The 23,847-nt window shown below is 68.1% G+C and carries 22 protein-coding genes; 7 read left to right on the top strand and 15 right to left on the bottom strand.

All coding sequences use genetic code 11. The features are described from left to right. Positions 1–22: 22 nt before the first annotated feature. Both ACHMXA_RS10275 and ACHMXA_RS10280 read left to right on the top strand, forming a co-directional pair. Entirely contained in the window at positions 23–991 is a 969-nt protein-coding gene (locus ACHMXA_RS10275; RefSeq protein WP_395320571.1) for a DMT family transporter, read from the top strand. 41 nt (positions 992–1,032) lie between these two features. Beyond that, entirely contained in the window at positions 1,033–1,827 is a 795-nt protein-coding gene (locus ACHMXA_RS10280) for an SDR family oxidoreductase (RefSeq protein WP_019654296.1), read from the top strand. Positions 1,828–1,945: 118 nt separating this feature from the next. On the opposite strand, the gene ACHMXA_RS10285 is transcribed toward ACHMXA_RS10280, so the two are convergent. Next, positions 1,946–2,854: a DMT family transporter gene (locus tag ACHMXA_RS10285; protein ID WP_395320572.1), complete on the bottom strand. Its 909-nt coding sequence runs from the start codon at positions 2,852–2,854 to the stop codon at positions 1,946–1,948. 106 nt (positions 2,855–2,960) lie between these two features. On the opposite strand from ACHMXA_RS10285, the gene ACHMXA_RS10290 reads away from it, so the two are divergent. The 3 genes from ACHMXA_RS10290 to ACHMXA_RS10300 all read left to right on the top strand — a co-directional run bounded on the left by ACHMXA_RS10290 (position 2,961) and on the right by ACHMXA_RS10300 (position 5,675). Next, positions 2,961–3,947 (top strand): quinone oxidoreductase family protein, encoded by a 987-nt coding sequence (locus ACHMXA_RS10290; protein ID WP_395320573.1) that lies wholly within the window; start codon positions 2,961–2,963, stop codon positions 3,945–3,947. A gap of 120 nt (positions 3,948–4,067) precedes the next feature. Next, a complete protein-coding gene (locus ACHMXA_RS10295; RefSeq protein ID WP_176668046.1) occupies positions 4,068–4,469 on the top strand; it encodes a response regulator in 402 nt (133 codons plus the stop codon). A gap of 195 nt (positions 4,470–4,664) precedes the next feature. Beyond that, positions 4,665–5,675 (top strand): bile acid:sodium symporter family protein, encoded by a 1,011-nt coding sequence (locus ACHMXA_RS10300; protein WP_395320574.1) that lies wholly within the window; start codon positions 4,665–4,667, stop codon positions 5,673–5,675. Positions 5,676–5,691: 16 nt separating this feature from the next. Here ACHMXA_RS10300 and ACHMXA_RS10305 read toward each other — a convergent pair whose 3' ends face one another. The 10 genes from ACHMXA_RS10305 to ACHMXA_RS10350 form a co-directional block, all read right to left on the bottom strand. Further along, positions 5,692–7,353: a Na/Pi cotransporter family protein gene (locus tag ACHMXA_RS10305; RefSeq protein WP_176668048.1), complete on the bottom strand. Its 1,662-nt coding sequence runs from the start codon at positions 7,351–7,353 to the stop codon at positions 5,692–5,694. A 68-nt stretch (positions 7,354–7,421) separates the two neighbouring features. Beyond that, positions 7,422–8,273 carry a phosphodiesterase gene (locus ACHMXA_RS10310; RefSeq protein ID WP_395320575.1) on the bottom strand — a complete coding sequence of 284 codons (852 nt, stop codon included), beginning with the start codon at positions 8,271–8,273 and terminating at the stop codon, positions 7,422–7,424. Further along, positions 8,270–9,331, bottom strand: coding sequence for an ABC transporter ATP-binding protein (locus tag ACHMXA_RS10315; RefSeq protein ID WP_395320576.1), 1,062 nt, complete (start codon positions 9,329–9,331; stop codon positions 8,270–8,272). Before ACHMXA_RS10315 ends, ACHMXA_RS10310 begins: the two co-directional genes overlap by 4 nt. Continuing rightward, entirely contained in the window at positions 9,321–10,121 is an 801-nt protein-coding gene (locus tag ACHMXA_RS10320) for an ABC transporter permease (protein WP_395320577.1), read from the bottom strand. Before ACHMXA_RS10320 ends, ACHMXA_RS10315 begins: the two co-directional genes overlap by 11 nt. A gap of 10 nt (positions 10,122–10,131) precedes the next feature. Further along, the gene (locus tag ACHMXA_RS10325; RefSeq protein WP_395320578.1) at positions 10,132–10,971 is read right to left on the bottom strand and encodes an ABC transporter permease; all 840 of its coding nucleotides are present in this window, start codon (positions 10,969–10,971) and stop codon (positions 10,132–10,134) included. Positions 10,972–10,987: 16 nt separating this feature from the next. Continuing rightward, positions 10,988–11,998 (bottom strand): ABC transporter substrate-binding protein, encoded by a 1,011-nt coding sequence (locus ACHMXA_RS10330; RefSeq protein ID WP_395320579.1) that lies wholly within the window; start codon positions 11,996–11,998, stop codon positions 10,988–10,990. A 52-nt stretch (positions 11,999–12,050) separates the two neighbouring features. Beyond that, positions 12,051–13,085 (bottom strand): LacI family DNA-binding transcriptional regulator, encoded by a 1,035-nt coding sequence (locus tag ACHMXA_RS10335; RefSeq protein WP_395320580.1) that lies wholly within the window; start codon positions 13,083–13,085, stop codon positions 12,051–12,053. Between the two features lie 159 nt (positions 13,086–13,244). Next, the gene (gene lspA / locus ACHMXA_RS10340; RefSeq protein ID WP_176668055.1) at positions 13,245–13,760 is read right to left on the bottom strand and encodes a signal peptidase II; all 516 of its coding nucleotides are present in this window, start codon (positions 13,758–13,760) and stop codon (positions 13,245–13,247) included. Beyond that, the gene (ileS, locus tag ACHMXA_RS10345) at positions 13,760–16,609 is read right to left on the bottom strand and encodes an isoleucine--tRNA ligase (RefSeq protein WP_395320581.1); all 2,850 of its coding nucleotides are present in this window, start codon (positions 16,607–16,609) and stop codon (positions 13,760–13,762) included. The genes lspA and ileS overlap by 1 nt, the downstream gene beginning before the upstream one ends. A 122-nt stretch (positions 16,610–16,731) precedes the next feature. Then, complete coding sequence (locus tag ACHMXA_RS10350) at positions 16,732–17,769, bottom strand: bifunctional riboflavin kinase/FAD synthetase (protein ID WP_395320582.1); 1,038 nt, start codon at positions 17,767–17,769, stop codon at positions 16,732–16,734. A gap of 166 nt (positions 17,770–17,935) precedes the next feature. Between ACHMXA_RS10350 and ACHMXA_RS10355 the strand changes: the two genes are divergently transcribed. Continuing rightward, entirely contained in the window at positions 17,936–18,496 is a 561-nt protein-coding gene (locus ACHMXA_RS10355) for an HNH endonuclease (RefSeq protein WP_176668058.1), read from the top strand. A 28-nt stretch (positions 18,497–18,524) separates the two neighbouring features. Here the strand turns inward: ACHMXA_RS10355 and ACHMXA_RS10360 are convergent, their stop codons facing one another. From ACHMXA_RS10360 to ACHMXA_RS10375, 4 genes are all read right to left on the bottom strand, one after another. Next, positions 18,525–19,313 (bottom strand): enoyl-CoA hydratase, encoded by a 789-nt coding sequence (locus ACHMXA_RS10360; protein ID WP_395320583.1) that lies wholly within the window; start codon positions 19,311–19,313, stop codon positions 18,525–18,527. A gap of 19 nt (positions 19,314–19,332) precedes the next feature. Continuing rightward, positions 19,333–20,694: an alpha/beta fold hydrolase gene (locus ACHMXA_RS10365; RefSeq protein ID WP_395320584.1), complete on the bottom strand. Its 1,362-nt coding sequence runs from the start codon at positions 20,692–20,694 to the stop codon at positions 19,333–19,335. A gap of 91 nt (positions 20,695–20,785) precedes the next feature. Beyond that, a complete protein-coding gene (locus ACHMXA_RS10370) occupies positions 20,786–21,901 on the bottom strand; it encodes an acyl-CoA dehydrogenase family protein (RefSeq protein WP_395320585.1) in 1,116 nt (371 codons plus the stop codon). A 13-nt stretch (positions 21,902–21,914) separates the two neighbouring features. Then, a complete protein-coding gene (locus ACHMXA_RS10375; protein ID WP_176668062.1) occupies positions 21,915–23,096 on the bottom strand; it encodes an acyl-CoA dehydrogenase family protein in 1,182 nt (393 codons plus the stop codon). Positions 23,097–23,228: 132 nt separating this feature from the next. Here ACHMXA_RS10375 and purN point away from each other — a divergent pair, with 132 nt between their 5' ends. Further along, positions 23,229–23,810, top strand: a complete 582-nt coding sequence (gene purN, locus ACHMXA_RS10380; protein ID WP_395320586.1) for a phosphoribosylglycinamide formyltransferase — start codon at positions 23,229–23,231, stop codon at positions 23,808–23,810. The last annotated feature ends 37 nt before the right edge of the window (positions 23,811–23,847 follow it).

Genomic DNA, 23,847 nt, shown 5'->3' on the forward strand with positions numbered 1-23,847 from the left:
GGCTTGCCGCGATGATCGGGGGATGAACAAGACTGCCGCGTCGACCGGCGACTCCCCCCAGCCAGCCCTCCAACCCCTGCGCGACAGCGCGAAGAAGGGCGTCGCCACCGGCCTGGTGCTGGCCACCTTGGGCGCCATCGCGTTCAGCGGCAAGGCCATCATCGTCAAGCTCGCGTACCGCTACGGCGTGGACGCGGTCACGCTCATCATGCTGCGCATGCTGTTCGCGCTGCCGCTCTTCGCGCTGATGGCGTGGTGGGCCGGGCGCGGCAAGCCGGCGCTCACCGGGCGCGACTGGATCGGCGTGGTGGGGCTGGGCTGCTCGGGCTACTACCTCGCGAGCTTCCTCGACTTCGCGGGGCTGGCCTACATCTCGGCCAGCTTCGAGCGGCTGATTCTTTATCTCAACCCCACGCTGGTGCTGTTCTTCGGCTGGTTGATGTACCGGCGCAACCCGACGCGCCCGCAGGTGCTGGGCATGGTCGTGAGCTATGCCGGCGTGCTGCTGGTGTTCGGCCATGAGCTCTGGACCGGTGGCGGCGGCAAGGGCGGCGGCGCGGCGGCCTGGGGCGCCTTCCTGGTGTTCCTGAGCGCGGTGAGCTATGCGGGCTACCTCGTCTACAGCGGCGAGTTCGTCAAGCGACTGGGTTCGCTCAGGCTCGTGGGCCTGGCCACCACGGTGGCCTGCGTGCTGTGCATATTGCAGTTCGCGCTGACGCGGCCCATGAGCGTGGCGATGGAGGTGGCGCCGGAGGTGATCTGGCTGTCGGTGCTCAATGCCACGCTGTGCACGGCGGTGCCTGTGCTGATGGTGATGATGGCCATCGAGCGCATCGGCCCCGCGATGGCGGCGCAGACCGGCATGATCGGGCCGCTGTCGACCATCCTCATGGGGGTGGTCATACTCGGCGAGCCGTTCACGCCGTGGATCGCGGCGGGCACCGTGCTCGTGATCGCGGGCATTTTCGTTTTCACGCGCAAGGGGCGCTGAAGCCCCCGGCGCTTCTGCTTCTGTTTCACTGGAGAAAGAACATGGATCTGGGTATTGCAGGCAAGACCGCGCTGGTGTGCGGCGCGAGCAAGGGCCTCGGCTACGGCTGCGCCGAGGCGCTGGTGCGCGAGGGCGTCAACGTGGTGATCGTGGCGCGCGGCGCCGAGGTGCTGGAAGCCGCCGCGAAGAAGCTGGCCGAGGTGGCCGGCGGATCGGGCAACCCGTTCGTCAAGCACGTGGCCGCCGACATCACCACCGAAGCCGGCCGCGCCGCGGTGTTCGCGCTGGGCCATGACTTCGACATCGTCGTCACCAACGCGGGCGGCCCGCCGCCCGGCGACTTCCGCAACTGGGACCGCGAGGCGTGGATCAAGGCGGTCGACGCCAACATGCTCACGCCCATCGAGCTCATCAAGGCCACGGTGGACGGGATGGCCAAGCGCGGCTACGGCCGCATCGTGAACATCACGTCGAGCTCGGTGAAGTCGCCCATCGACATCCTGGGGCTGTCGAACGGCGCGCGCAGCGGCCTCACCGGCTTCGTGGCCGGCGTGGCGCGCACGTCGGTGGCGGCGCAGGGCGTGACCATCAACAACCTGCTGCCGGGCGCCTTCGACACCGACCGCCTCAAGGGCACGATGGCCGGTTCCGCGCAGAAGTCGGGCCAGGACTTCGACACCGTGTGGGAAGCCCGCAAGAAGACCATTCCGGCCAAGCGCTTCGGCACGCCGGCGGAGTTCGGCGCCATCTGCGCCTTCCTGTGCAGCATGCAGGCCGGCTACATGACCGGCCAGAACATCCTGGCCGACGGCGGCGCCTACCCCGGCACGTACTAGGGCTCGCCCCCAGGCTGCGCGCACTTCGTGTCGCGCACGCCTTCCCCCTGCCGGGGGCAACACCTGAGGCCCGGCAAAGCCGGTTCCTCGGTGTTCGCTTGAAGGGGCCGTCCTTCGCTCAGCGCCGCGAGGCCACGACGATCCCGCTCACGATCAGCAGGAACGCCGCACCGTGGTACCAGTGCGGCGGCTCCCGCAGGAAGGCCGCCGACAGCACCGCCGCGAACAGCGGCGTGAGGTTCATGAAGATGCTCGCGCGCTGCGGCCCCGCGCGCTGCACGCCGGTGCCCCAGCAGCGATACGCCACCACGGCCGGGCCGATGCCGATGAACAGCATCGCCGCGATCAGCGGCCAGCCGAGTTCGAGGTGCGCGGGCGTCAGCGTCCATTCGCCTGCGGCCAGCGCGCCCGACCATGCGAGGCCGAACACCAGCTGCGCCATCAGGAACGCGGCCCAGTCCCTGCGCACGGCCGCCGGCTCGTGCGTGCGCGCCGGCAGCCAGCTGTAGAAGGCCCACGCGATGGTGCCCAGGATCATGTAGAGGTCGCCCGGCACCAGCCGCAGCCCGAGCAGCTGCCGCCATTCGCCGCGGCTGAGCACCAGCAGCACGCCCGCCATCGACAGCAGCGCGCCGCCGATCTCGCGGCCGCTGATGCGCGCGCGGAAGAAGAGGGCGCCCACCGCGAGCATCCACAGCGGCAGGCTAGAGCCGACCAGCGTCACGTTGATGGGCGTGGAGGTCTGCAGCGCCAGGTACTGGAAGGCGTTGTACAGGCCGATGCCCAGCAGGCCGAGCACCGCATAGCGCCTCCAGTGCGCCCACAGCGGGCTGTCGCGCCGCAGCACCTGTGCCGCCAGCGGCAGCAGCAGCGCGAAGGCGATGACCCAGCGCACGAAGTTCAGCGTGAGCGGCGAGACCAGCTCCCGCACCATGCGGCCGACCACGGCATTGCCGGCCCACAGCAGCGGAGGAACGAGGAGCAGGAAGACGGTGAGGGGAGCGAGGCGCTGCGGCTGTGTCTGCATGGGCGCCGACTCTACCGGGCAATGATTCCCCGCGCCGTCGCCGGAAGCTCGAACATGGCAGGATGCCTTCCCCTTCTTTCCTTTCCAGAGCTTGGAGACTGCAACGATGAAGAGCAAAGCCGTCCGTATCGACCGCCATGGCGGTCCCGAAGAACTGAAGATCGTCGAGGTGGAGGTCGGCGAGCCCGGCCCGGGCGAGATCCGCATCCGCCACAAGGCCGTGGGCCTGAACTTCATCGACACCTACCAGCGCAGCGGGCTCTACCCGTTCCAGATGCCGCTGCAGCTGGGCATGGAGGCCTCGGGCGTGGTCGAGGCGGTGGGCGAGGGCGTCACCCACCTCAAGGCCGGCGATCGCGCCGCCTATGCGAGCCAGCCTCCGGGCGCCTACAGCGAGCTGCGCGTGATGCCGGCGAAGAACGTCTGCAGGCTGCCGGACGACATCTCCTTCGAGACCGGCGCGGCCATGATGCTCAAGGGCCTGACCACGCAGTACCTGCTGAAGAAGACGCTGCCGGCCGAAGGCCTGCAGGCCGGCGACTTCATCGTGTTCCATGCCGCGGCCGGCGGCGTCGGCCTGATCGCCTGCCAGTGGGCCAAGGCGCTGGGCCTGCAGCTGATCGGCACGGCCGGCAGCGACGCCAAATGCAAGCTCGCGCTGGAGCACGGCGCGGCCCACGCCATCAACTACAGCACCGAGAACTTCGCGGCGCGCGTGAAGGAGATCACCGGCGGCAAGGGCGTGAAGGTGGTGTACGACTCGGTGGGCAAGGACACCTTCGAGGGCTCCATCGACTGCCTGCGCCCCTTCGGCCTGCTGGCGATCTTCGGCAACGGCTCCGGCCCGGTTCCGCCGGTCAACCTCGGCGTGCTGGCCTCCAAGGGCTCGCTCTACATCACCCGGCCCACGCTCTTCACCCACATGGCCACCCGCGAAAGCACGCAGGCGATGGCCGATGACCTGTTCGCGGTGGTGCGAAGCGGCGCGGTGAAGATCCCGATCGACCAGCGCTACCCGCTGGCCGACGTGCAGCAGGCGCACCGCGACCTGGAAGCGCGCAAGACCACGGGCTGCACCATCCTCACGCTCTGAGGGAGCCGGGCCGGTCTTGTCCTACCGGCGCAGTGGTGTCATGCCTTCGACTTGTGCCGGGAGCACTTTGTAGCCTGTGGCCACAGCCAGAGGCAGACAATCCCAGAGGCAGACATTCCCATGACCACCGTTCGCACCTTCATCGTCGAGGACAACCCCACCATCCGCCGCAACCTCGCGGGCACGCTGCGGGAGGTGGCGAGGGTCGAGCCCATCGGCGAGGCGGAAACCGAGGCCGAAGGTTCGCGCTGGCTCTCGGGCAACCTGTCGCAGTGGGACCTGGCTATCGTCGACCTGTTCCTGAAGGACGGCACCGGCTTTCGCGTGCTGGAGGCCTGCCGCAACCGCAGCCCGTGGCAGAAGATCGTGGTGCTCAGCAACTACGCCACGCCGGACATGCGCCGCAAGTGCGCCCACCTGGGCGCCGATGCCGTGTTCGACAAGGCCACCGAGATCGACGACCTGATCGACTACTGCCTGCGCCGCCGTCAGGCGCAGTTCAGTTCGACCACGGCACACTGAAGCGCCGTGGCGGGGCATTCCACGGCCGTCGGCAGCGATGCCGGAATTGGCCGAAAATCACCCCCCTGAAGGCGCGAGGAGCACGCGCCGGGCTCCGCAAAGTGGCGACCAGATTCATGCGCGGAAATCACACATTCCCCTGCTGAGTCGGCCTGCGCGCCTGCAACGCGCGTGGCGTTCGTCCCGAGTTGCAACATGTCCCGCCCCCGTTTTCTTCCCGACAACTTCACCCTCGCGCTTCTCTCGGTCGTGACCCTCGCCAGCCTGCTGCCGGCCAGCGGGCGCCTCGCGCATTTCTTCGAGGGGCTGACCACGGTCGCCATCGGCCTGCTGTTCTTCCTGCACGGGGCCAAGCTGTCGCGCGAGGCGATCGTCAACGGGCTCATGCACTGGCGGCTGCACCTGCTGGTGTTCGGCAGCACCTTCGTGCTGTTCCCGGTGCTCGGGCTGGCGCTCAAGCCCTTCCTGCTGCCGCTGGTGACGCCCGAGCTCTACACCGGCGTGCTGTACCTGTGCGTGCTGCCGGCCACGGTGCAGTCGGCTATCGCCTTCACTGCGATGGCCAGAGGCAACATGCCGGCCGCCATCTGCAGCGCATCGGCCTCCACCCTTTTGGGCGTTTTCATCACGCCGGTGCTGGTCAACCTGGTGGTGCTGCCCAGCGGCGGCCATGCGGCCTCCTCGTCGCTGGACTCCATCGGCCGCATCCTGCTGCAGCTGATGGTGCCCTTCGCGGCGGGCCACCTGCTGCGGCCGCTGGTCGGCAAGTGGATCCAGCGCCGCGCCGCGGTGCTGAAGTTCGTCGACCAGGGCTCGATCCTGCTGGTGGTCTACACCGCCTTCAGCGCGGCCGTGATCGAGGGCCTGTGGAAGCAGGTGCCTGCGCATGCGCTGGTCGGCCTGCTGGTGGTGTGTGCGGTGGTGCTGGGCCTGGCGCTGAGCCTCACGACGCTGCTGGCGCGCAAGCTGGGCTTCGACACGGAAGACGAGATCACCATCGTCTTCTGCGGCTCCAAGAAGAGCCTGGCCAGCGGCATCCCGATGGCGAAGGTGCTCTTCGCCTCGCACGCGGTGGGCGCGATCGTGCTGCCGCTGATGCTGTTCCACCAGATGCAGCTGATGGTCTGCGCGGTGCTGGCGCAGCGCTATGCGCGGCGCGGGCGTGGCGAGACTCCGGTGCTGAAGACGGCCGGGCAGGTCAAATAGCAACCGGCGGGGGCGCTCAGCCCTCGATCTTCCCCAGCCGCGATTCCCTCAGCCGGCTGGGCGCCAGCGCTCCGGCAGACTCCAGGATCGGGTACGCGATCGAGCAGATGTGCGAGTTGATGCGCTTCAGGTCGCTGATCAGGTCGATGTGCAGCGAGCTAGTCTCGATGCTCAGCGTGGTGCGGTCCGAGAGCCGGTCGAGGTGCGTGGTGGCATAGGCCCGCTCCAGGTCGCGAAAGCGCGCCTTCTCCTCCAGCAGCTTCTGCGCGTCGCGCACGTTGCCGTTGAGGAACACGCTCATGCTCAGCCGCAGGTTGGCCACCAGCCGCCCGTGCAGCTCGACGATCTCGGCCATGCCGGCCTCGGAGAAGTTGCGCTGCGGCCTGATCTTCTTGTCTTCGACGTCGATGATCACCCGCTCGATGATGTCGCCGATCTGCTCCATGTTGATCGTGAAGCTGATGATGTCGGTCCAGCGGCGGCTTTCCTCCTCGCCCAGGGCCTCGCGCGAGATGCGCGTCATGTAGTACTTGATGGCCGAGTAGAGCTGGTCCACCGTGTCGTCGAGCTGCCGGAGCTCCTGGGCCAGCCGCAGGTCGTTGTGGCGGATCACGTCGAGCGTGCCGATCAGCATGGTTTCCACCACGTCGGCCTGGTGCAGCGCTTCGCGCGCGGCGTTGGAAATCGCGAGCGAGGGCGTCGACAGCGCCGAGGGGTCCAGGTGGTGGGGCCGGCTCGTGCCGGCCGGCTGCTGCGGCTCCGGCAGGATGCGCGTCACCAGCTTGGCGACCCATTGCGTGAGGCCGATGAAGCCCACGCTGATCACCACGTTGAAAGCCAGGTGGAACAGCACCACGCCGTGGGTCTGGTTCGGCAACTGGGGCTGCACGTAGCGGATCCAGAGTCCGACGAAGGGCGCGACGATGGCCACGCCCAGCACCTTGAAGAGCAGGTTGCCGATGGTCACCTGCCGCACCGACACCGCCGACTTGGCCGTGGTCAGCACCGCCAGCAGGCCGCTGCCCAGGTTGGCGCCGAGCACCAGTCCGAGCGCAACGTCCAGCGGCACCACGTTGGAGGTGGCCATGGCCGCCACCAGCAGCACCACCGCGAGGCTCGAATAGGCCACGATGGCCAGCACCGCGCCGATGGTGATCTCCAGCAGCACGTCGCTGTTGATGGACGCCAGCAGCGCGCGGATCGCCGGCGACGAGAACAGGGGCTCGGTCGCTTCCACCACCAGCTGCAGCGCCAGCAGCATCAGCCCCAGCCCGATCAGCACCCGCCCGATGCGCCCCGCCACGGTGGCCGAGCGCGTGATGAAGAGCACCACCCCCACGAAGATGAACATCGGCGAGAGCCACGAGAGGTCTGCCGAGAACAGCACCGAGATCAGCGCCGTGCCCACGTCGGCGCCCCGCATCACCGCCAGCGCCGCGGGCAGCGTGACCAGCCCCTGCCCGACGAAGGACGAGGTCATGAGCGAGGTGGCGGTGCTCGACTGCACCAGCGCCGTCACGCCGATGCCCGAGAGCGCGGCGGTGAAGCGGTTGCGCATGCTCTGCACGAGGATCTTGCGCAGGTTGGCGCCGAACACGCGCAGCACGCCGGTACGCACCAGGTGCGTGCCCCACACCAGCAGGGCCACTGCCGCCAACAGATTCAGGAGGTGCTTCATGGGTGTCGGGCTCTATCCTTTCTTTTCGTTATGGTTCGTTTCGACCCCATTTTCCACAAGCCGGGGCTTCAGTCGATAAGCGCTCCGTTGTCGTGGAACGGGTAGGGGCCTTCGAAGCTGCCCGAGGCAGCCAGATGGGTGACGAGCCGGCGCCCGCGGGCGGACCAGGCGTGCACCCGGAACGATGGCGGCTCCAGCGTCCAGGCCGAGTCGGCGTCTGGCGCAAGGTCGAGGCAGACCTGGTGGGCCTGCGCCGGCGAGGTGGAGGCGATGGTGCCGCCGAAGCGCACGTCGATCGCGCGGTGCAGGTGGCCGCAGATGATGCGCTCGACGTTAGGGTAGCGCGAGACCAGCGCCTCCAGCGCGTCGGCGCCTTCCAGCAGGCCGATCTCGTCCATGTGGCCGATCAGCGTCTCGAAGGGCGGGTGGTGCATCGCGATGACCACCGGCTCGTCGCGGCTGGCGTCGAGCTGCGCTTCGAGCCAGGCCAGGCGCTTCTCGCACAGCGCGCCGTGGCTGGCGCGCGGCACGCAGGTGTCGAGCGTGAGCAGCCGCAGGTCGCCGACACGCACCGAATACTGGACGAAGCCATCGCCGTCCGTGCCCAGGTAGGCGTGATCGGGAAAGCTGCGGCGCAGTTGTTCGCGGTCGTCGTGGTTGCCGGGCAGCAGGTAGACCGGCATGGTCAGCGGGGCCAGCAGGCGCGCGAGATGCTCGTATTCCGCGGCGCGGCCGAAGTCGGTGAGGTCGCCGGTGACGACCACCGCGTCGGGCTGCTGGCGCAGGGCCAGCACCGACTGCACGGCGCGCTCCAGGTACGGGGCAGTGTCGATACGCCCGTAGGCCAGGCGGCCCGGCTCGCGGATGTGCAGGTCGGTCAGCTGGACCAGGATGGTGTTGCGAAGTGCTTGTGTGGTCATGCGCTGGTTTCCTGCGACGTCATCAGCCGGTCGGGGTGGATGCGCAGGCCCACCGCGTCGCCCGGCCCGAAGGGATTGTCGCGACCCACGTCGGCCACCAGCATCGGCTGGTCCTGGGCGCGAAGGTGAAGCTGCACGCGGTCGCCGAGGAAGGTGCGGCGCTCGACGACAGCGGCGGCCCAGTCCAGCCGGGGCGCGCCGACCTCGATGTCCTCTGGCCGAACCAGCAGCGTCGCATGGCCCTGCCAGGCGCCGGGGCAGGGCAGGGTCGTTCCTCCGAGTCGGACAACGCCCTGGGCGATGGCGTCCTGCGCGCGCTCCAGCCGGTTGACCCGGCCCAGGAACTCGGCCACGAAGGGATGCGAGGGCGAGCGGTACAGGTCCTCGCCGCGGCCCACCTGCACGATGCCGCCGGCGCGCATCACCGCGAGCCGGTCGGCGATGGCAAGCGCCTCCTGCTGGTCGTGGGTGACGTGGATGGCCGTGATGTGCAGCCGGCGCAGCAGTTCGGCGAGCTCGTCGCGCAGCGATTCCTTGAGCTTGGCGTCGAGCGCGGCCAGCGGCTCGTCGAGCAGCAGCACGCGCGGGCGCACCGCCACCGCGCGCGCCAGGGCCACGCGCTGGCGCTGGCCGCCGGAAAGCTCGGCCGGGCGCTTGTTCTCCAGTCCGCCCAGCCGCACCAGGTCGACCAGCTCGCCGACGCTGCGCTTCTCCTCCTCGGGCGAGACGCCCCGGATGCGCAGCCCGTAGCCGATGTTGGCCGCCACCGTCATCTGCGGAAAGAGCGCGTAGCTCTGGAACACCATGCCAACGCCGCGCTGCTCCACCGGGCGCTGGGTGACGTCCTGGTCGCCGAACACGATGCGGCTGCCCGCATCGGGCGACTCCAGCCCGGCGATCAGCCGCAGCAGCGTGGTCTTGCCGCAGCCCGAGGGCCCGAGCAGCGCCAGCACCTCGCCGGCCTCCACGCGCAGGCTGGTGGGTTGCAGGCCGCGCGTGCCGTCGGCGTAGGTCTTCGCGCAGTTGGCGATGTCGATGGGGATGCGTTCAAGTTCCATGGCGTTTCTGAATCAGGTTGGCGAGGTACTGCAGGCCCCACAGCACCGGAAGGATGACGGCGAAGAAGATCAGCGTGTAGGCCGATCCGATCTCGATGCGCATCGAGGCGTAGCTGTCGGCCAGCCCCACGGGCAGCGTGCGGGTGAGCGGCGTGTGCAGCATCCAGGTGAGGTTGAATTCGCCCACCGAGAGCGTGAACACCATCAGGCTGCCGGCCACGATGGCCGGGAACACGGCAGGCACCAGGATGCCCATGAAGCGCTGGCGGAAGTTGGCGCCCAGCGATCGCGCGGCCTCCTCGAGCGCGAGCAGTTCGTCGCGCTGGAAGGCCGAGCTCACGGTGCGCACCATGAAGGGCAGCGTGAAGACGATGTGCCCCACGAGGATGAACGCGAAGCTCTGGCGGAAGGCCGTGAGCTGGCCGTAGGCGAGGATCAGCGCCAGCGCAGTGGCCAGGCCCGGCACCGCGACCGGCAGGGTCAGCAGCTCCTCGAAGATGCGCGCCGCCCGCGAGCGGCTGCGCGCCAGCGCATAGGCGCAGGGTACGCCCAGCAGCACGGTGCCGGCGACGCAGGCGACCGCCAGCGCGAGCGACCACCGCACCGTGCCTCCATAGTTCTCCCACACCTCGCCTAGCCAGCGCAGCGTGAGGCCGCTCTTCAGGCCGGTGCTGTAGTTGTTGACCAGGCCCGCCATCACCGACAGCAGCATCGGCGCGATCATGAAGAGGCTCACGATCACCGTGACGGCGAGCAGGAAGGGGGCCTTGGCCTGAGTGTTCTTTCGCATGGTGTGTGCCTCAGCGCGCGACGGGGCTCGCACCGAAGCGGCGCGCCACGAAAAGCACCAGCCAGGTCACGACGCCCAGCGAGATCGACAGCGACGCGGCGAGCGCGAAGTTGGCGTAGTTGGTGAACTCGTTGTAGATGGTGATCGGGATCACCTCGAACTTGCTGGCCAGCGTGAAGGCCGTGCCGAAGGCGCCCATCGAGGTCGCGAACAGGATCGCGCCGCAGGCCAGCGTGGTGGGCGCCAGCTCGGGCAGCCACACGTCGCGCGCCACGCGCAGCCGCGAGGCGCCCAGCGAACGCGCGGCTTCTTCGAGCTGCGTGTTCATCGACTCGGCCGCCGCCGCGTAGGTGGCAATGGCGCGCGGCAGCGAGAAATACAGGTACGCCAGGAACAGTCCGAGCAGGCCGTAGGCGAAGGTGATGCGCTCGTCGAACAGGCTGTCGCTGATGCTGGCGATCACGCCTTGCCGGCCGCCGAGCAGGATCACGAAGAAGCCGATGATCACGCCCGGAAACGACAGCGGCAGCGTGAGCAGCGACAGCAGCATGCGCTTGCCCATGAAGGAATGGCGCGCGAGATAGATGCCCACGGCAGCGCCCAGCACCAGCGTGGCCAGCGTCACCGCCACTGAGAGCACGACGGTGTTGGCCATGCTCGCCAGGTAGCGCGAATCCGTCAGTACGGCGAAGTAGGTGGCCCAGCCCTTGTCCGCCGGCAGCGCGAGCAGGCGCACCGCCGGCAGCAGCCAGAAGGCCGCGAAGAAGGCGGCCGCGGGCGCGACGCAGGCCAGCAGGCGCCAGCGCGGGTTCCAGGCGCTGGATGCGTTGTGAGAAGCGGCTTGCGTCATCGCACGCGGCGCCCGCTCAGCGGACTTCCTTCAGGTACTCGTCGGAGAAGGCCTTCTGCGCGGCGGCCATGCGGCCGTAGTCCACGCTCTTGGCGCGGGCGTACTCGCTGGCCGGCAGGAACTGCGCCTCGACTTCCTTGGGCATCGCGCTGGCGCGCACCGGCCGCAGGTAGGCCTTGGCCCAGATGGCCTGGCCTTCGTCGGACAGGGTGAAGTCGAGCACCTTCTTCGCGTCGGCCGCGTGCGGGGCCTTGGCGACCAGGCTCATCACGTAGGGCACGGCCAGCGTGCCTTCGCTCGGGATCACGAAGGCGACGTTGGCCTTGTCCTTGTACTTGGCGCGGTAGGCATTGAAGTCGTAGTCGAGCAGGATCGCGATCTCGCCCGAGAGCACGCGTGCATACGAAGTCTGCTTCGGCACGATCGGCTCGTTCTTCTGCAGCGCCTTGAAGTAGTCGATGGCCGGTTTGAAGTTGTCGAGCGTGCCGCCGCGCGCCTCGTTCACCGCGACAGCGCCGACGTAGCCGACGAAGGCCGAGGCCGGGTCGAGGTAGCCGATCAGGCCCTTGTATTCGGGCTTGAGCAGGTCGGCCCACGACTTCGGCACCGGCTTGCCCTTGAGCGCGTCGACGTTGACCATGAAGCCCAGCGTGCCCGAATGGATGGTGAACCAGTTGCCGGCCGGGTCCTTCAGGCCGTCGGGAATGTCTTTCCACGCGGCGGGCTTGTAGGGCTCGACCACGCCGTCCTTGGCGGCCTGCACCGCGAAGGTCACGCCGAGGTAGGTGACGTCGGCCACGGGGCTGGCCTTTTCGGCGACCAGCTGCGCGAGCGACTGGCCGGAGTTCTTGTTGTCGGCCGGCACGGTGATGCCCGTCTTGGCCTTGATGGCCTTCAGCTGGGTGCCCCAGTCGGCCCATTCGGTCGGGCAGTTGTAGCAGATGGCGGTCTGCGCCATGGCGCTGCCGGCGGCGAGCGTGGCGGCGAGCAGGCCGAGGCGGGCCAGGCGGTGGATGCGAAGGGACATGATGGGGAAGCTCCTTGGATGGATGTAGGCAGGTAACAAGGTTTTCTGAGGGTCAGGCAATCGCGGCGTTGTTGTCGTCGTTGTTCTCGTTCTCGTGCGCCGAAGCGCACGACTCGCCGTCTCGGAAGGAATGGGGAAGCAGCAGGCTCGCATCGGCCTGCAGCGCGGCGCCGCTGGCCATGGCCTGGATCAGCAGTTCGACGCCGTGCCGGCCGATGTCGCTGTTGGGCTGGGCGATGGTGGTGAGCGCGGGCGTGAGGTCTTCGCCGAGCGCGATGCCGTCGAAGCCGATCACGCTGAGGTCGCCGGGCACCGACAGCCCGCTGAGGTGCGCCGCGCGGATGCTGCGGATGGCCAGCAGGTCGTTCGAGCAGATCAGTGCGGTGGGTCGGTTGCGCGACTGCAGCTGGGTCGAGAGCGCATCGACGGCCGTCTCCACGAAGGGCACCTCGATGAGCGCGGGCGCCGCCAGCCCGGCCTCGGCCATTCCCTGGCGGAAGCCCCGGTAGCGCTGCTGCGCGCGATCGGACGCGGCGAGCGTGCCGCTGACCATCGCGATGCGCCGGTGGCCCAGCAGCACGAGGCGCGTGACCGCGTCGGCCACGGCGGCTTCGCTGTCGACCGACACGCAGGGGTGGTCGGGATGCCGGTTGTAGGCCAGCACGTAGGGCACGCCGGCGGCCTGCAGGCGGGGCAGGGTGGCAGACGTGGAAGGGTTCGACACCACGAGGATCAGGCCGTCGACATTGCCCGCCAGCAGCAGGTGCACGGCGCGCTCCTCTTCGTCGATCCGGTAGCCGGTGGTGACCGGAATGATCGCGTAGCCCCCCGCGACGGCCGCGCGCGCAATGCCCTGCAGGCATTCGGCGAAGGTCGGGTTCAGCAAGGTGGGAAGCACCACGCCGAGCACGCGGCTGCGCTGGGTGCGCAGGGTGCGTGCGCTGGCGTTCGGCACGTAGTCGAGTTCGCGCGCCACGCGTTCCACCAGCTCGCGCGTGGCGGGCGTCACCTTGTCCGGAAAGTTGAAGGCGCGCGAGACCGTGGCCACGGAGACCCCGGCTTTGGCTGCAACGGCTTGGATGCTCATCGTGCGGTGTTCATGTAATCGATTACATTGAACCGCAGCAGTATGTCTTTGTTATGACATCGGGAGAAAGCGGGAGAAACCCTGGCTTCGGCGGGCGAGGGGCGGCCCAAAGAGAAAGGGGCCCGGCGGGCCCCTTTCACGAGAGTTGGAGAGACAGCTCTACTTGCCCCGGCGAACCCGCCGGATCTCGTCCACGATCAGGCAGATCGCCCCGAGCGTGATGGCGCTGTCCGCCGCGTTGAAGGCCGGGAAGTACCAGTTGCCCGCGTGGAAGCTCAGGAAGTCGACCACGTAGCCGTGCATCATCCGGTCGACCACGTTGCCGATGGCGCCGCCCAGGATGCAGGCCATGGAGAACGAAAAGAGCTTCTGGCCCGCGTGCGACTTCAGCATCCACACGATGAACACCGCCGCGCCCACGCCGATCGCGGTGAACAGCCAGCGCTGCCAGCCCGAGTGGTCGGCGAGGAACGAGAAGGCGGCGCCCGTGTTGTGGGCGCGCACGACGTTGAAGAAGCTCGTGACGTAGGTCGCGTCGCCGAGCTTGTAATAGCCCAGGATCAGCGTCTTGGTGAACTGGTCGATGATCACGATGATCACCGCCAGCCCGAGCCAGGGCCAGATGCTGCCGCCGCGCGAACGCGAAGCAGCCGACATGGAACGGGCGGCGGCCATCAGGCAACGCTCCGCGATTCGCCGGCACCGAAGAGGTTGCTGGTGCAGCGACCGCAGATCGTCGGATGGGCCGGGTCGTGGCCCACGTCGTCGCGGTAGTGCCAGCAGCGCTCGCACTTCTGCGCGGCGCTCGGCGTGACCACCGTCGAGAGCGCCTCGCCCGCGGCCAGCGCGATCGCCGAGGTGATGAAGACGAACTTCAGGTCCTCGCCCAGCGAGCCCAGCAGTGCGAAGTCGTCGGCCGGGGCCGTCAGCTGCAGGTTGGCCTGCAGCGACGAGCCGACCTTGCCTTCGGCGCGCACGGCCTCGATGTCCTTGTTGACCACGTCGCGGATCTCGCGGATGCGGTTCCACTTGGCCAGCAGGGCCTCGTCGGGCGCGTCGAACTGGCTGTAGGTCTGCGTGAAGATCGAGTCGCCCGGCTTGCCGGTGCCCACGATCTTCCAGGCTTCTTCGGCGGTGAAGCTCAGGAACGGCGCCATCCAGCGCAGCATCGCCTGCGAGATGTGCCACAGGGCCGTCTGCGCGCTGCGGCGCGCCAGCGAACCCGGAGCCGTCGTGTAGAGGCGGTCCTTCAGGATGTCGAGATAGAAGCCGCCCAGGTCTTCCGAGCAGTAGATCTGCAGCTTGGCCACCACCGGGTGGAACTCGTACACCTTGTAGTGAGCGAGGATCTCGGCCTGGAACTGCGCGGCGCGCGCGAGCGCGTAGCGGTCGATCTCGAACAGCTGGTCGAGCGGCACGCCGTCCTTCTCGATGTCGAAGTCGCTCGTGTTCGCGAGCAGGAAGCGCAGCGTGTTGCGGATGCGGCGGTAGGCATCGACCACGCGCGCCAGGATCTTGTCGTCGCCCGCGATGTCGCCCGAATAGTCGCTCGCGGCCACCCACAGGCGGATGATTTCGGAACCCAGCTTGTTGCTGATTTCCTGCGGGTCGATGCCGTTCTTGAGCGACTTGCTCATCTTGATGCCCTTGGCATCGACCGTGAAGCCGTGCGTCAGCAGGCCGCGGTACGGCGCGCGGTCTTCCAGCATGCAGGCGATCAGCAGCGACGAGTGGAACCAGCCGCGATGCTGGTCGTGGCCTTCCAGGTACAGGTCGGCCTCGGGCCCCGTCTCGTGGTGCACGGTGGGGTGCGTGCCGCGCAGCACGTGGGAGAAGGTCGAGCCCGAGTCGAACCACACCTCGAGGATGTCGGTGCTCTTGGTGTAGTGCGGCGCGTCTTCCGCGCCGAGGATTTCCTCGACGGTGACGCGGCTCCAGGCCTCGATGCCGCCCTTCTCGACGATGTCGGCGGCCTGGTCGAGGATTTCCATGGTGCGCGGATGCAGCTCGCCCGAATCCTTGTGCAGGAAGAACGGGATCGGCACGCCCCAGCTGCGCTGTCGGCTGATGCACCAGTCGGGACGCCCGGCGATCATGTCGTGCAGGCGCGCGCGGCCGTTCTCGGGGTAGAAGCTGGTCTGCTCGATGGCGTCGAGCGCGGTCTGGCGCAGCGTCTTGGGCGCCTTGTCCTTGGTGAACACGCCTTCGCCTTCGTCCATCCGCACGAACCACTGCGCCGCGGCGCGGTAGATCACCGGCGTCTTGTGGCGCCAGCAGTGCGGGTAGCTGTGGGTGATGGTCTCGGTGGTCAGCAGGCGGTTGGCCTCGCGCAGCGCGGCGATGATCTCCGGCACGGCCTTCCAGATGTTCTGGCCGCCGAAGAGCGGGAAGTCGGGTGCGTAGCTGCCGTTGCCCTGAACCGGGTTCAGGATGTCGTCGTAGGCCACGCCGTGGGCGATGCAGGAGTTGAAGTCGTCCACGCCATAGGCGGGCGAGGAGTGCACCAGACCCGTGCCGTCGGTGGCGGTGGCGTAGTCGGCCAGGTACACCGGCGACAGGCGCCGGTAGCCGGCGTCCGCGTCGTACAGCGGATGTTCGAACTCCAGGCCGCCGAGCTTCTCGCCCTTGACCGTGGCCAGCACCTTGCCGTCGAGCGCGTAGCGCGTCATGCACATCTCGACCAGCGAGTTGGCCAGGATCAGCAGGCCGCGCTCGGTGTCGACCAGCGAGTATTCGAGCTCGGGGTTGAGGTTGATCGCCTGGTTGGCGGGGATGGTCCAGGCGGTGGTGGTCCAGATCACGGCGAAGATGTCGCCCAGGATCGTGTGGTCGGTGCCGAAGGCCTTGAGCACCTTCTCGCGCTCGTGCGCCTTGAAGGCGACGTCGATGGTCTGGCTCTTCTTGTCGGCGTACTCGATCTCGAACTCGGCCAGCGACGAGCCGCAGTCGAAGCACCAGTACACCGGCTTCAGGCCGCGGTAGACGAAGCCGCGCTCGATCACGCGCTTGAAAGCGCGCAACTCGCCGGCCTCGTTGGCGAAGTCCATCGTCTTGTAGGGATGGTCCCATTCGCCCAGCACGCCCAGGCGCTGGAAGTCGGCCATCTGCTGGGCGATCTGGCCGGTGGCGAAGGCGCGGCTCTTGGCCTGCATCTCGTCGCGGCTCAGGTTGCGGCCGTACTGCTTTTCGATGGCGTTCTCGATCGGCAGGCCGTGGCAGTCCCAGCCGGGCACGTACAGCGCGTCGTAGCCCTCGAGCTGGCGCGCCTTGGTGATCATGTCCTTCAGGATCTTGTTCACCGCGTGGCCCATGTGGATCTGGCCGTTGGCATAGGGCGGGCCGTCGTGCAGGATGAACTTGGGCGCGCCATGGCGGGCGTCGCGCAGGCGGTGGTAGACGCCTTCGTCATTCCATTCCTTCACCCAGCCCGGCTCGCGCTTGGGCAGGTCGCCGCGCATGGGGAAGGGGGTGTCGGGCAGGTTCAGCGTGGAACGGTAGTCTTTGGGAGAAGCAGCGTCAGACATGTTGGGGTGCGAAACAGGGGGCTTGGACAGGCTCAGCCCGAACTGCATGAAGCGTGTCGGTGCGGAAGGTAAAGCCGTTCGCCCTGAGCTTGTCGAAGGGCGGCAGCACGGTGCGTGCAGGGCTAAATTCGGTCCCGCGTGGTCTGGCGGTGGGTTTCGGCGTGGGTCGATGCGAAGAACGCGCGAGCGTCGCGGCCATCCTTGGCGATGCCCGCGGTGAGGGCTTCGAGGCTGGTGTAGCGCAATTCGTCGTGCAGTTTGTGCAGGAGTTCCACGCGGACGATTTTACCGTAGGCCCCTTCGGCACCCAGATGGGAGGGCCACTCCAGGCAATGGGTTTCGAGCAGGACCCGCCCGGCGTTGACGTCGTTGGCGTCCAGCGAGGGGCGCACGCCCAGGTTGGCCACGCCCGGCAGGGGCTGTTCGGACAGGCCATGCACCAGCACCGCGAAGATGCCGCTGGCGGCCGGCTTCCAGTGCTTGAAGCGCAGGTTGAGGGTGCGAAAGCCGTCGTCCTTGCCCGGCGCCGAGGCGCCCAGCGCCCGGCCCAGCTTGCGGCCGTGGACCACGTGGCCCGAGATGGCGTACGGACGGCCCAGCAGGGTGTGGGCGTCGGCCATGCGGCCTTCGGCCAGCGCCTCGCGCACGGCGGAGCTGGACACCCGCAGGCCGTGCACCTCGTAGCTGTTCATGCGCGCCACGTCGAAGCCGTGGGCATCGCCGGCCGCGTCGAGCATGGCGTAGTCGCCGGCCCGTTTTGCGCCGAAGCGGAAGTCGTCACCCACCAGCACGTAGCGCGCGCCCAGGCCGTCGAGCAGCACGTTCTGGATGAATTCCTCGGGCGACTGCGAGGCCAGCCGGGCGTCGAAGGGCAGCACGACGGTCTGCGCCACGCCGCAGGCGGCCAGTTCGCTGAGCTTGTCGCGCAGCGTGCCGATGCGCGCCGGCGCCAGGTCGGGCTTCTTGGTGACGGCGGCGAAGTAGTCGCGCGGATGGGGCTCGAAGGTGAGCACGCAGCTCGGCAGCCCGCGCTGGCGGGCCTCGGTCTGCAGCAGGGCGAGCATGGCCTGGTGGCCGCGGTGCACGCCGTCGAAATTGCCAATGGTCAGGGCGCAGGCGGGGGCTACGCCAGGATGCCGGAAGCCACGAAAAACCTGCATCGGTGAGTATCTTTTTGATAGCGCCTTTCGCCCGTCGATTGGGCGAATCAGGCCGATTTGTCACAAAGCCGGTATATTGTGACGCAGTGCGTTGATCGGCGTGGGTCTCCAACGCGCTCCGTGTCCCTGGTCTTTCCGTGTTCTCTCCCTTTTCGAGGAGGCGTGTGTGAAGGTCTTGAAGCTGTCGGCCCAAGGGCTGCCCCAGTCATGGATTTCGCTGGAACAGGCGGTCATCCACTACGCGGCGGACGAAGTCCGCTGGGAAGTGGGTGCGCAGGTGGCGGTGTTCCGTGGCGGCCACAACGCGATCACGGGCGAGCAGTCGCAGATCGCGATCAACAGCATCATCGGCACCAAGGGCGTGCCTCGCATCAACCCCTTCGCGCTGCGCCCCGGCCTCACCAACAGCAAGCTCTTCGCGCGCGACCGCAACGTCTGCGCCTATTGCGGTGGCCACTTCCACGAAGACGAACTCACGCGCGAGCACATCATCCCGTTCGCCCAGCGGGGCATCGACACCTGGATGAACGTGGTCACGGCCTGCAGGCCCTGCAACCACCGCAAGAGCAGCCGCACGCCCGAGCAGGCCGGCATGCCGCTGCTGTATGCGCCCTACGTGCCCAGCCTCTGGGAAGACTTCATCCTGCGAAACCGCCGCATCCTGGCGGACCAGATGGAGTTTTTGATGGCGCACCTGCCGCAGAGCTCGCGGCTGCACGATTCCTAGCTGGCTTCCTGGCTGGCTGGGCGTCTGATCAGCCCTTCCAGGCCGGCGGGCGCTTCTCGATGAAGGCCTGCACGCCTTCCAGCGCGCTCTCGTCCATCATGTTGCAGGCCATGGTCTGGCTCGCGTCTGCCAGCGCGGCTTCGATGCCGGTTTCGAGCTGGCGGTAGAACAGGGCCTTGCCCAGCACGAGCGCGGTGCGGGGCTTGGCGACGATGCTGGCGACCAGCGATTCGAGCGCCGCATCCAGTTCCCCGGGCGAAGCCACGCGGTTGACCAGCCCCTTCTCGCGCGCTTCTTGCGCACTGATGAATTCGCCCGTCACCAGCATCTCGAAGGCTTCCTTGCGCCCGAGGTTGCGCGAGAGCGTGACACTCGGGGTGGCGCAGAAGAGGCCCACGTTCACTCCGCTGACCGCGAAGCGCGCATCGCTCGAAGCCACCGCGAGGTCGCAGACCGCGACCAGCTGGCAGCCGGCTGCCGTCGCGATGCCGTGCACCCGCGCGATCACCGGCACGGGCAGCTTCTGGATCGACAGCATCATCGCGCCGCAGCGCTCGAACAGCTGCTCGTAATAGTCGAGCGAGGGCGCGGCGCGCATCTCCTTCAGGTCGTGTCCGGCGCAGAAGGCCTTGCCGGCCCCGGCGATGACCACCGCGCGCACGCTGCCGTCGGCGGCGATTTCGCCCAGCGCCTGCTCGAGTGCGCCCAGCATGCCTTCGGAGAGCGCGTTGAACGCGGCTGGCCGGTTCAGTGTCAGGGTGACCACGCCGCGTGCGTCGCGCGACTGCAGGACGAAGGGAGATTCGGTGTCGCTCATGGCCAGGCCTGCCTTCGAATCAGTAAGTCAGCTCGAGCACCGTCACATGCTCCTTCACCGCCGGCCAGGTCAGGCCGGTGATGCGCTCGTCGTTGAACTCGCCCGTCACCGCGCGCTGCGGCTCGGCGGCCGCCACGCGCAGCCGCGAGCTCGACACGCCCGAGCCTTTGGGCGGCACGCCCGCCGGCGGGCTCTGGCCGTCGAAGCGCATGGTGTCGCGCTGCGCGTCGAAGTAGCCGCGGGGCCGGGTGAAGACGACGACCGCGCCGGCGCTGCCGTCGGCCGGCGTGACGCGCTCGGGCCGCAGGTTCACCACGCCGCTGCTGCGCGGGAACGGGCTGCGGTAGATGTGGGTGGTGCCGTAGCTGGGCGTGGCCAGCACGAATTCGTAGGCTGCGTCGCCGCGCGCCTTGAACGGGCCCCAGCGGCCGTCGGCGCCGACGGACTTCGTGAAGACGGCTTCGCCGAGCCGCGCGCCGGTGGCCGGGTTGACCGCGTAGACGGTCACCGTGGCGCCGTTCAGCGGAAGGTTCTCGGCGCCGATAGCGCGGCCGTTGAGCACCACGTTCGTCTCCGGTGCGACCTCGGTGCTCTTGGGCGCCTGGCCGGTCAGGAACTGCCAGGTCGTGGCGAAGGCAGCGGGCGAGAACGAGGTCTCGCGGTGATCGACGCGCGGCAGAACGATGTTGGTGGCGCCCTTGAGCGCCGGCCCGTCGAAGCCGATGTTGGTCGGCTTGCCGGGAGCGCCGATCCACACGCCGTCGGGCTGGGCGTACTTGTCGTTGTTGTCGGAGCGCAGCGTCAGCCATTTCACGCCGGGCGTGACTTCTTCGCCGTTCGGCCCCTTCGGCGCATTGAGCTGCTGCATGAAGCCGGAGAGCCCCGAGAACTCGTTGTTCTCGCGGAAGCCCTTCACCGCCCAGATGCCGTGCGCCGGGTTGCCGCCCAGCACCACGTGGCTCACGACCGCCGCACCGCCGCCGTTCTGCACGTAGTTGCGGATGGTGTTGCCGCCGCGCGAGTTGCCGATCAGCACCACCTTGCTCGCGCCGGTGGCCTTCAGCACCTTGTCGACCTCGGCCTTGAGGAACACGGCCGATTCCCCGGTCGAGCTGCGCCCGGGTTGCGCCACGGCGTCGTCGTCGCGTGCGACCGGGTTGGGCTGGTCGACCGCGAACAGCCGGTCGCGCGGCCAGCCGTTCGATTCGAAGCGCCAGATCGTCGTCTGCCAGAGCGCGGCCGAGTCGCCGTTGCCGTGCATGAACACGATGGGCGGACGTTCGGTATAGGACGGCGTGGGTGAGGTGGCGCAGGCGGTCAGCATGGCGGCGGTGGTTCCGGTGGCGGCCATGGCGACCAAAAGAGAGCGGCGAGTCTGCATGTTTCGTTCCTGGGGTCCTGTATGAGAGTCCAAGTGGAAACGCCCGCCAGCGTGAAGCGGGCGGGCGTTGGATGCTAGGTGAAAACCGCGGTCAGGCGAAGACGCCGGCAGTGTCCTGCATGCGGGCGGAGACCTCGCCCAGATGGTGCAGCGTGTCGCCGAAAGTCATTTCCATCTGCGTGAGCTTGCGGAAGTAGTGGCTGCCGATGTATTCGTCGGTCACGCCGATGCCGCCGTGCAGCTGCACCGAGTTCGCGGCGATGTAGCGCATCGACACGCCGAGCTGGTACTTGGCGCGGGCCAGCGCCTGGCGGCGCTCGTCGGCCGGGGCGTTGAGCTTGAGCGTGGCGTAGTAGCTCATCGAGCGGGCGAGTTCCAGCTGCATCTTCATGTCGGCGACGCGGTGGCGCAGCGCCTGGAAGCTGGAGATGACCACGCCGAACTGCTTGCGCTGGTTCAGGTACTCGACGGTGAGGTCCACGGTCTTATCCATCACGCCCACGCCTTCGGCGCAGAGGGCGGCGATGCCGACGTCCACCGCGTACTCGAGCGCGGCGAGGCCGTCGAGCGTGAGCAGCGTGGCGTCGGCCTTGTCGAACACGACCTCGGCGGCGCGGGAGCCGTCCTGCGTGCCGTAGCCGCGCGCTTCCACGCCGCTGGCGCTGCGCTCGACCAGGAAGAGGGCGATCTTGCCGTCCACCTTGGCCGGCACCAGGAAGGCATCGGCTTCGTCGCCCACGGGCACCACGCTCTTGGCGCCGGTCAGCGACCAGCCGTCGCCCGCCTTCGCGGCATGCGCCTCGCACACATCGAGGCGATAGCGCGCCTTGCGCTCCTGGTAGGCCAGCACCACGATCGCCTGGCCGCCCGCGATGCGCGGCAGCCAGCTTTCCTTGGTGTCGGCGCCGGCGTAGGCGCTGAGCACCGCGCCGGCGATCAGCGTCTGCGCGAAGGGCTCCAGCACGATGCCGCGGCCCAGCTCTTCCATCACGACCATGCCGGCCACCGGGCCCATGCCCAGGCCGCCGTCGTCCTCGCTGATATAGAGGCCGCCCAGGCCGAGCTCGGCCAGTTCGTCCCAGGCCTCGCGCGAGAAGCCGCCCTTGGCCTCGATGCCGCGGCGGCGCTCGAAGTCGTAGCCCTTGTCGACCCACTTGCGAACCGCGTCGCGCAGCTGTTCCTGGTCGTCGGTGAAATTGAAGTCCATGCTTTTTGTCTCCTCAGCCCAGAACCGTCTGCGCGACGATGTTGCGTTGCACTTCGTTGCTGCCACCGTAGATGGTGGTCTTGCGCATGTTGAAGAAGGTCGACGCCAGCGGGGCGAGCGCCGGGTTGCCGCCCGGGAAGTTGCCCTGCCAGCCGGCTTCCATCGCCTCGCGGATCAGCGGCAGCGAGTAGGCGCCGCCGGCCAGCATCATCAGTTCGCTGTAGCGCTGCTGGATCTCGCTGCCGCGGATCTTGAGCAGGCCCGCCACGTCCAGCGAGTTCTTGCCCGAGGTGGCGGCCGAGAGCACGCGCAGCACCATCATCTCGAGCGCGACGATGTCGACTTCGAGCTTGGCGATCTCGTCGCGGAAGCGCTGGTCTTCGTAGACGCCTTCGCTCTTGGCGATGCGCTTGAGACGCTCGAGCTCGCGCTTGGCGCGGTTCACGTCGGCGATGTTGGTGCGCTCGTGCGAGAGCAGGTGCTTGGCGTAGGTCCAGCCCTTGTTCTCCTCGCCGATCAGGTTCTCGGCGGGCACCTCGACGTTGTCGAAGAACACTTCGTTGACTTCATGGCCGCCGTCGAGCAGCTTGATCGGGCGCACGGTGACGCCGGGCGACTTCATGTCGATCAGAAGGAAGCTGATGCCGGTCTGGGGCTTGCCCTCGTTGCTGGTGCGCACGAGGTTGAACATCCAGTCGCCGTACTGGCCGAGCGTGGTCCAGGTCTTCTGGCCGTTGACGATGTACTTGTCGCCTTTGCGTTCGGCCTTGGTCTTGACCGAAGCCAGGTCGGAACCCGAGCCCGGCTCGCTGTAGCCCTGGCTCCACCAGACTTCGCCGCTGGCGATGCCGGGCAGGAAACGCTTCTGCTGCTCGGCGTTGCCGAAGGCCATGATCACCGGAGCGACCATCACGGGCCCGAAGGGCACGATGCGCGGAGCGCCCGCCAGCGCGGTTTCTTCCTCGAAAAGGTGGCGCTGCACGGCGGTCCAGCCCGGGCCGCCGAATTCCTTCGGCCAGCCGTAGCCCAGCCAGCCCTTCTTGCCGAGGATCTTGGCCCAGCCTTGCAGATCGTCGCGCGTCAGTTCGAGCGCGTTGTGTACCTTGTGCGAAATCTCCTTGGGGAGGTTGTCCTTGACCCAGGCGCGAACCTCTTCGCGGAACTTCTGTTCTTCGGGTGTGAAGCTCAAATCCATGCGTGCCTCGCTGTGTTGATCGGTTCACCGCAGACGCGGCTTGTCTCCGGAACCACGAGTTTTAGCACGGTCGTGCTGTGAAGCGGTGTCCGCGCCGCGACAAGCCGCGCGCCACGGATAATCCCGCCTCCCATGAAGAACATCGTGATCCTGATCTCCGGCGGCGGCTCCAACATGGAGGCCATCGTGCGCGCCGCCGGGCGCGACCGCTGGGCCGAGCGCTTCGGCGCGCGCATCGCCGCCGTCGTGAGCAACAAGGCCGACGCCGGCGGTCTGGCCATCGCCAGGGCCCAGGGCATCGACACCGCGGTGGTTCCGCACAAGGACTTCGCGACCCGCGAGGACTTCGACGAGGCGCTGGCGAAGGTGGTCGACGGCTACGCGCCGACGCTGGTGGTGCTGGCGGGCTTCATGCGGATTTTGACGCCGGGCTTCGTCAACAGCTATGCCGGGCGACTGGTGAACATCCATCCCTCGCTGCTGCCTGCATTCCCAGGGCTGAACACGCACCAGCGCGCCATCGACGCGGGCTGCAAGGTGGCCGGCGTGACGGTGCACCAGGTAACAACCGAGCTCGATCATGGGCCGATCCTGGCGCAGGCGGCGGTGCCGGTGCTGCCGGACGATACGGCCGACACCCTGGCCGCCCGGGTACTCTCGCAGGAGCATCTGTTGTATCCGCGAGCCATCGCGCAGTGGCTGTCGGATACATAGTGTGACAATGAGTAAAGTTGTTTATATTCGCGGGTTT

It is taken from the genome of Variovorax sp. UC74_104, from assembly GCF_044055375.1.
GTDB lineage: Bacteria > Pseudomonadota > Gammaproteobacteria > Burkholderiales > Burkholderiaceae_C > Variovorax.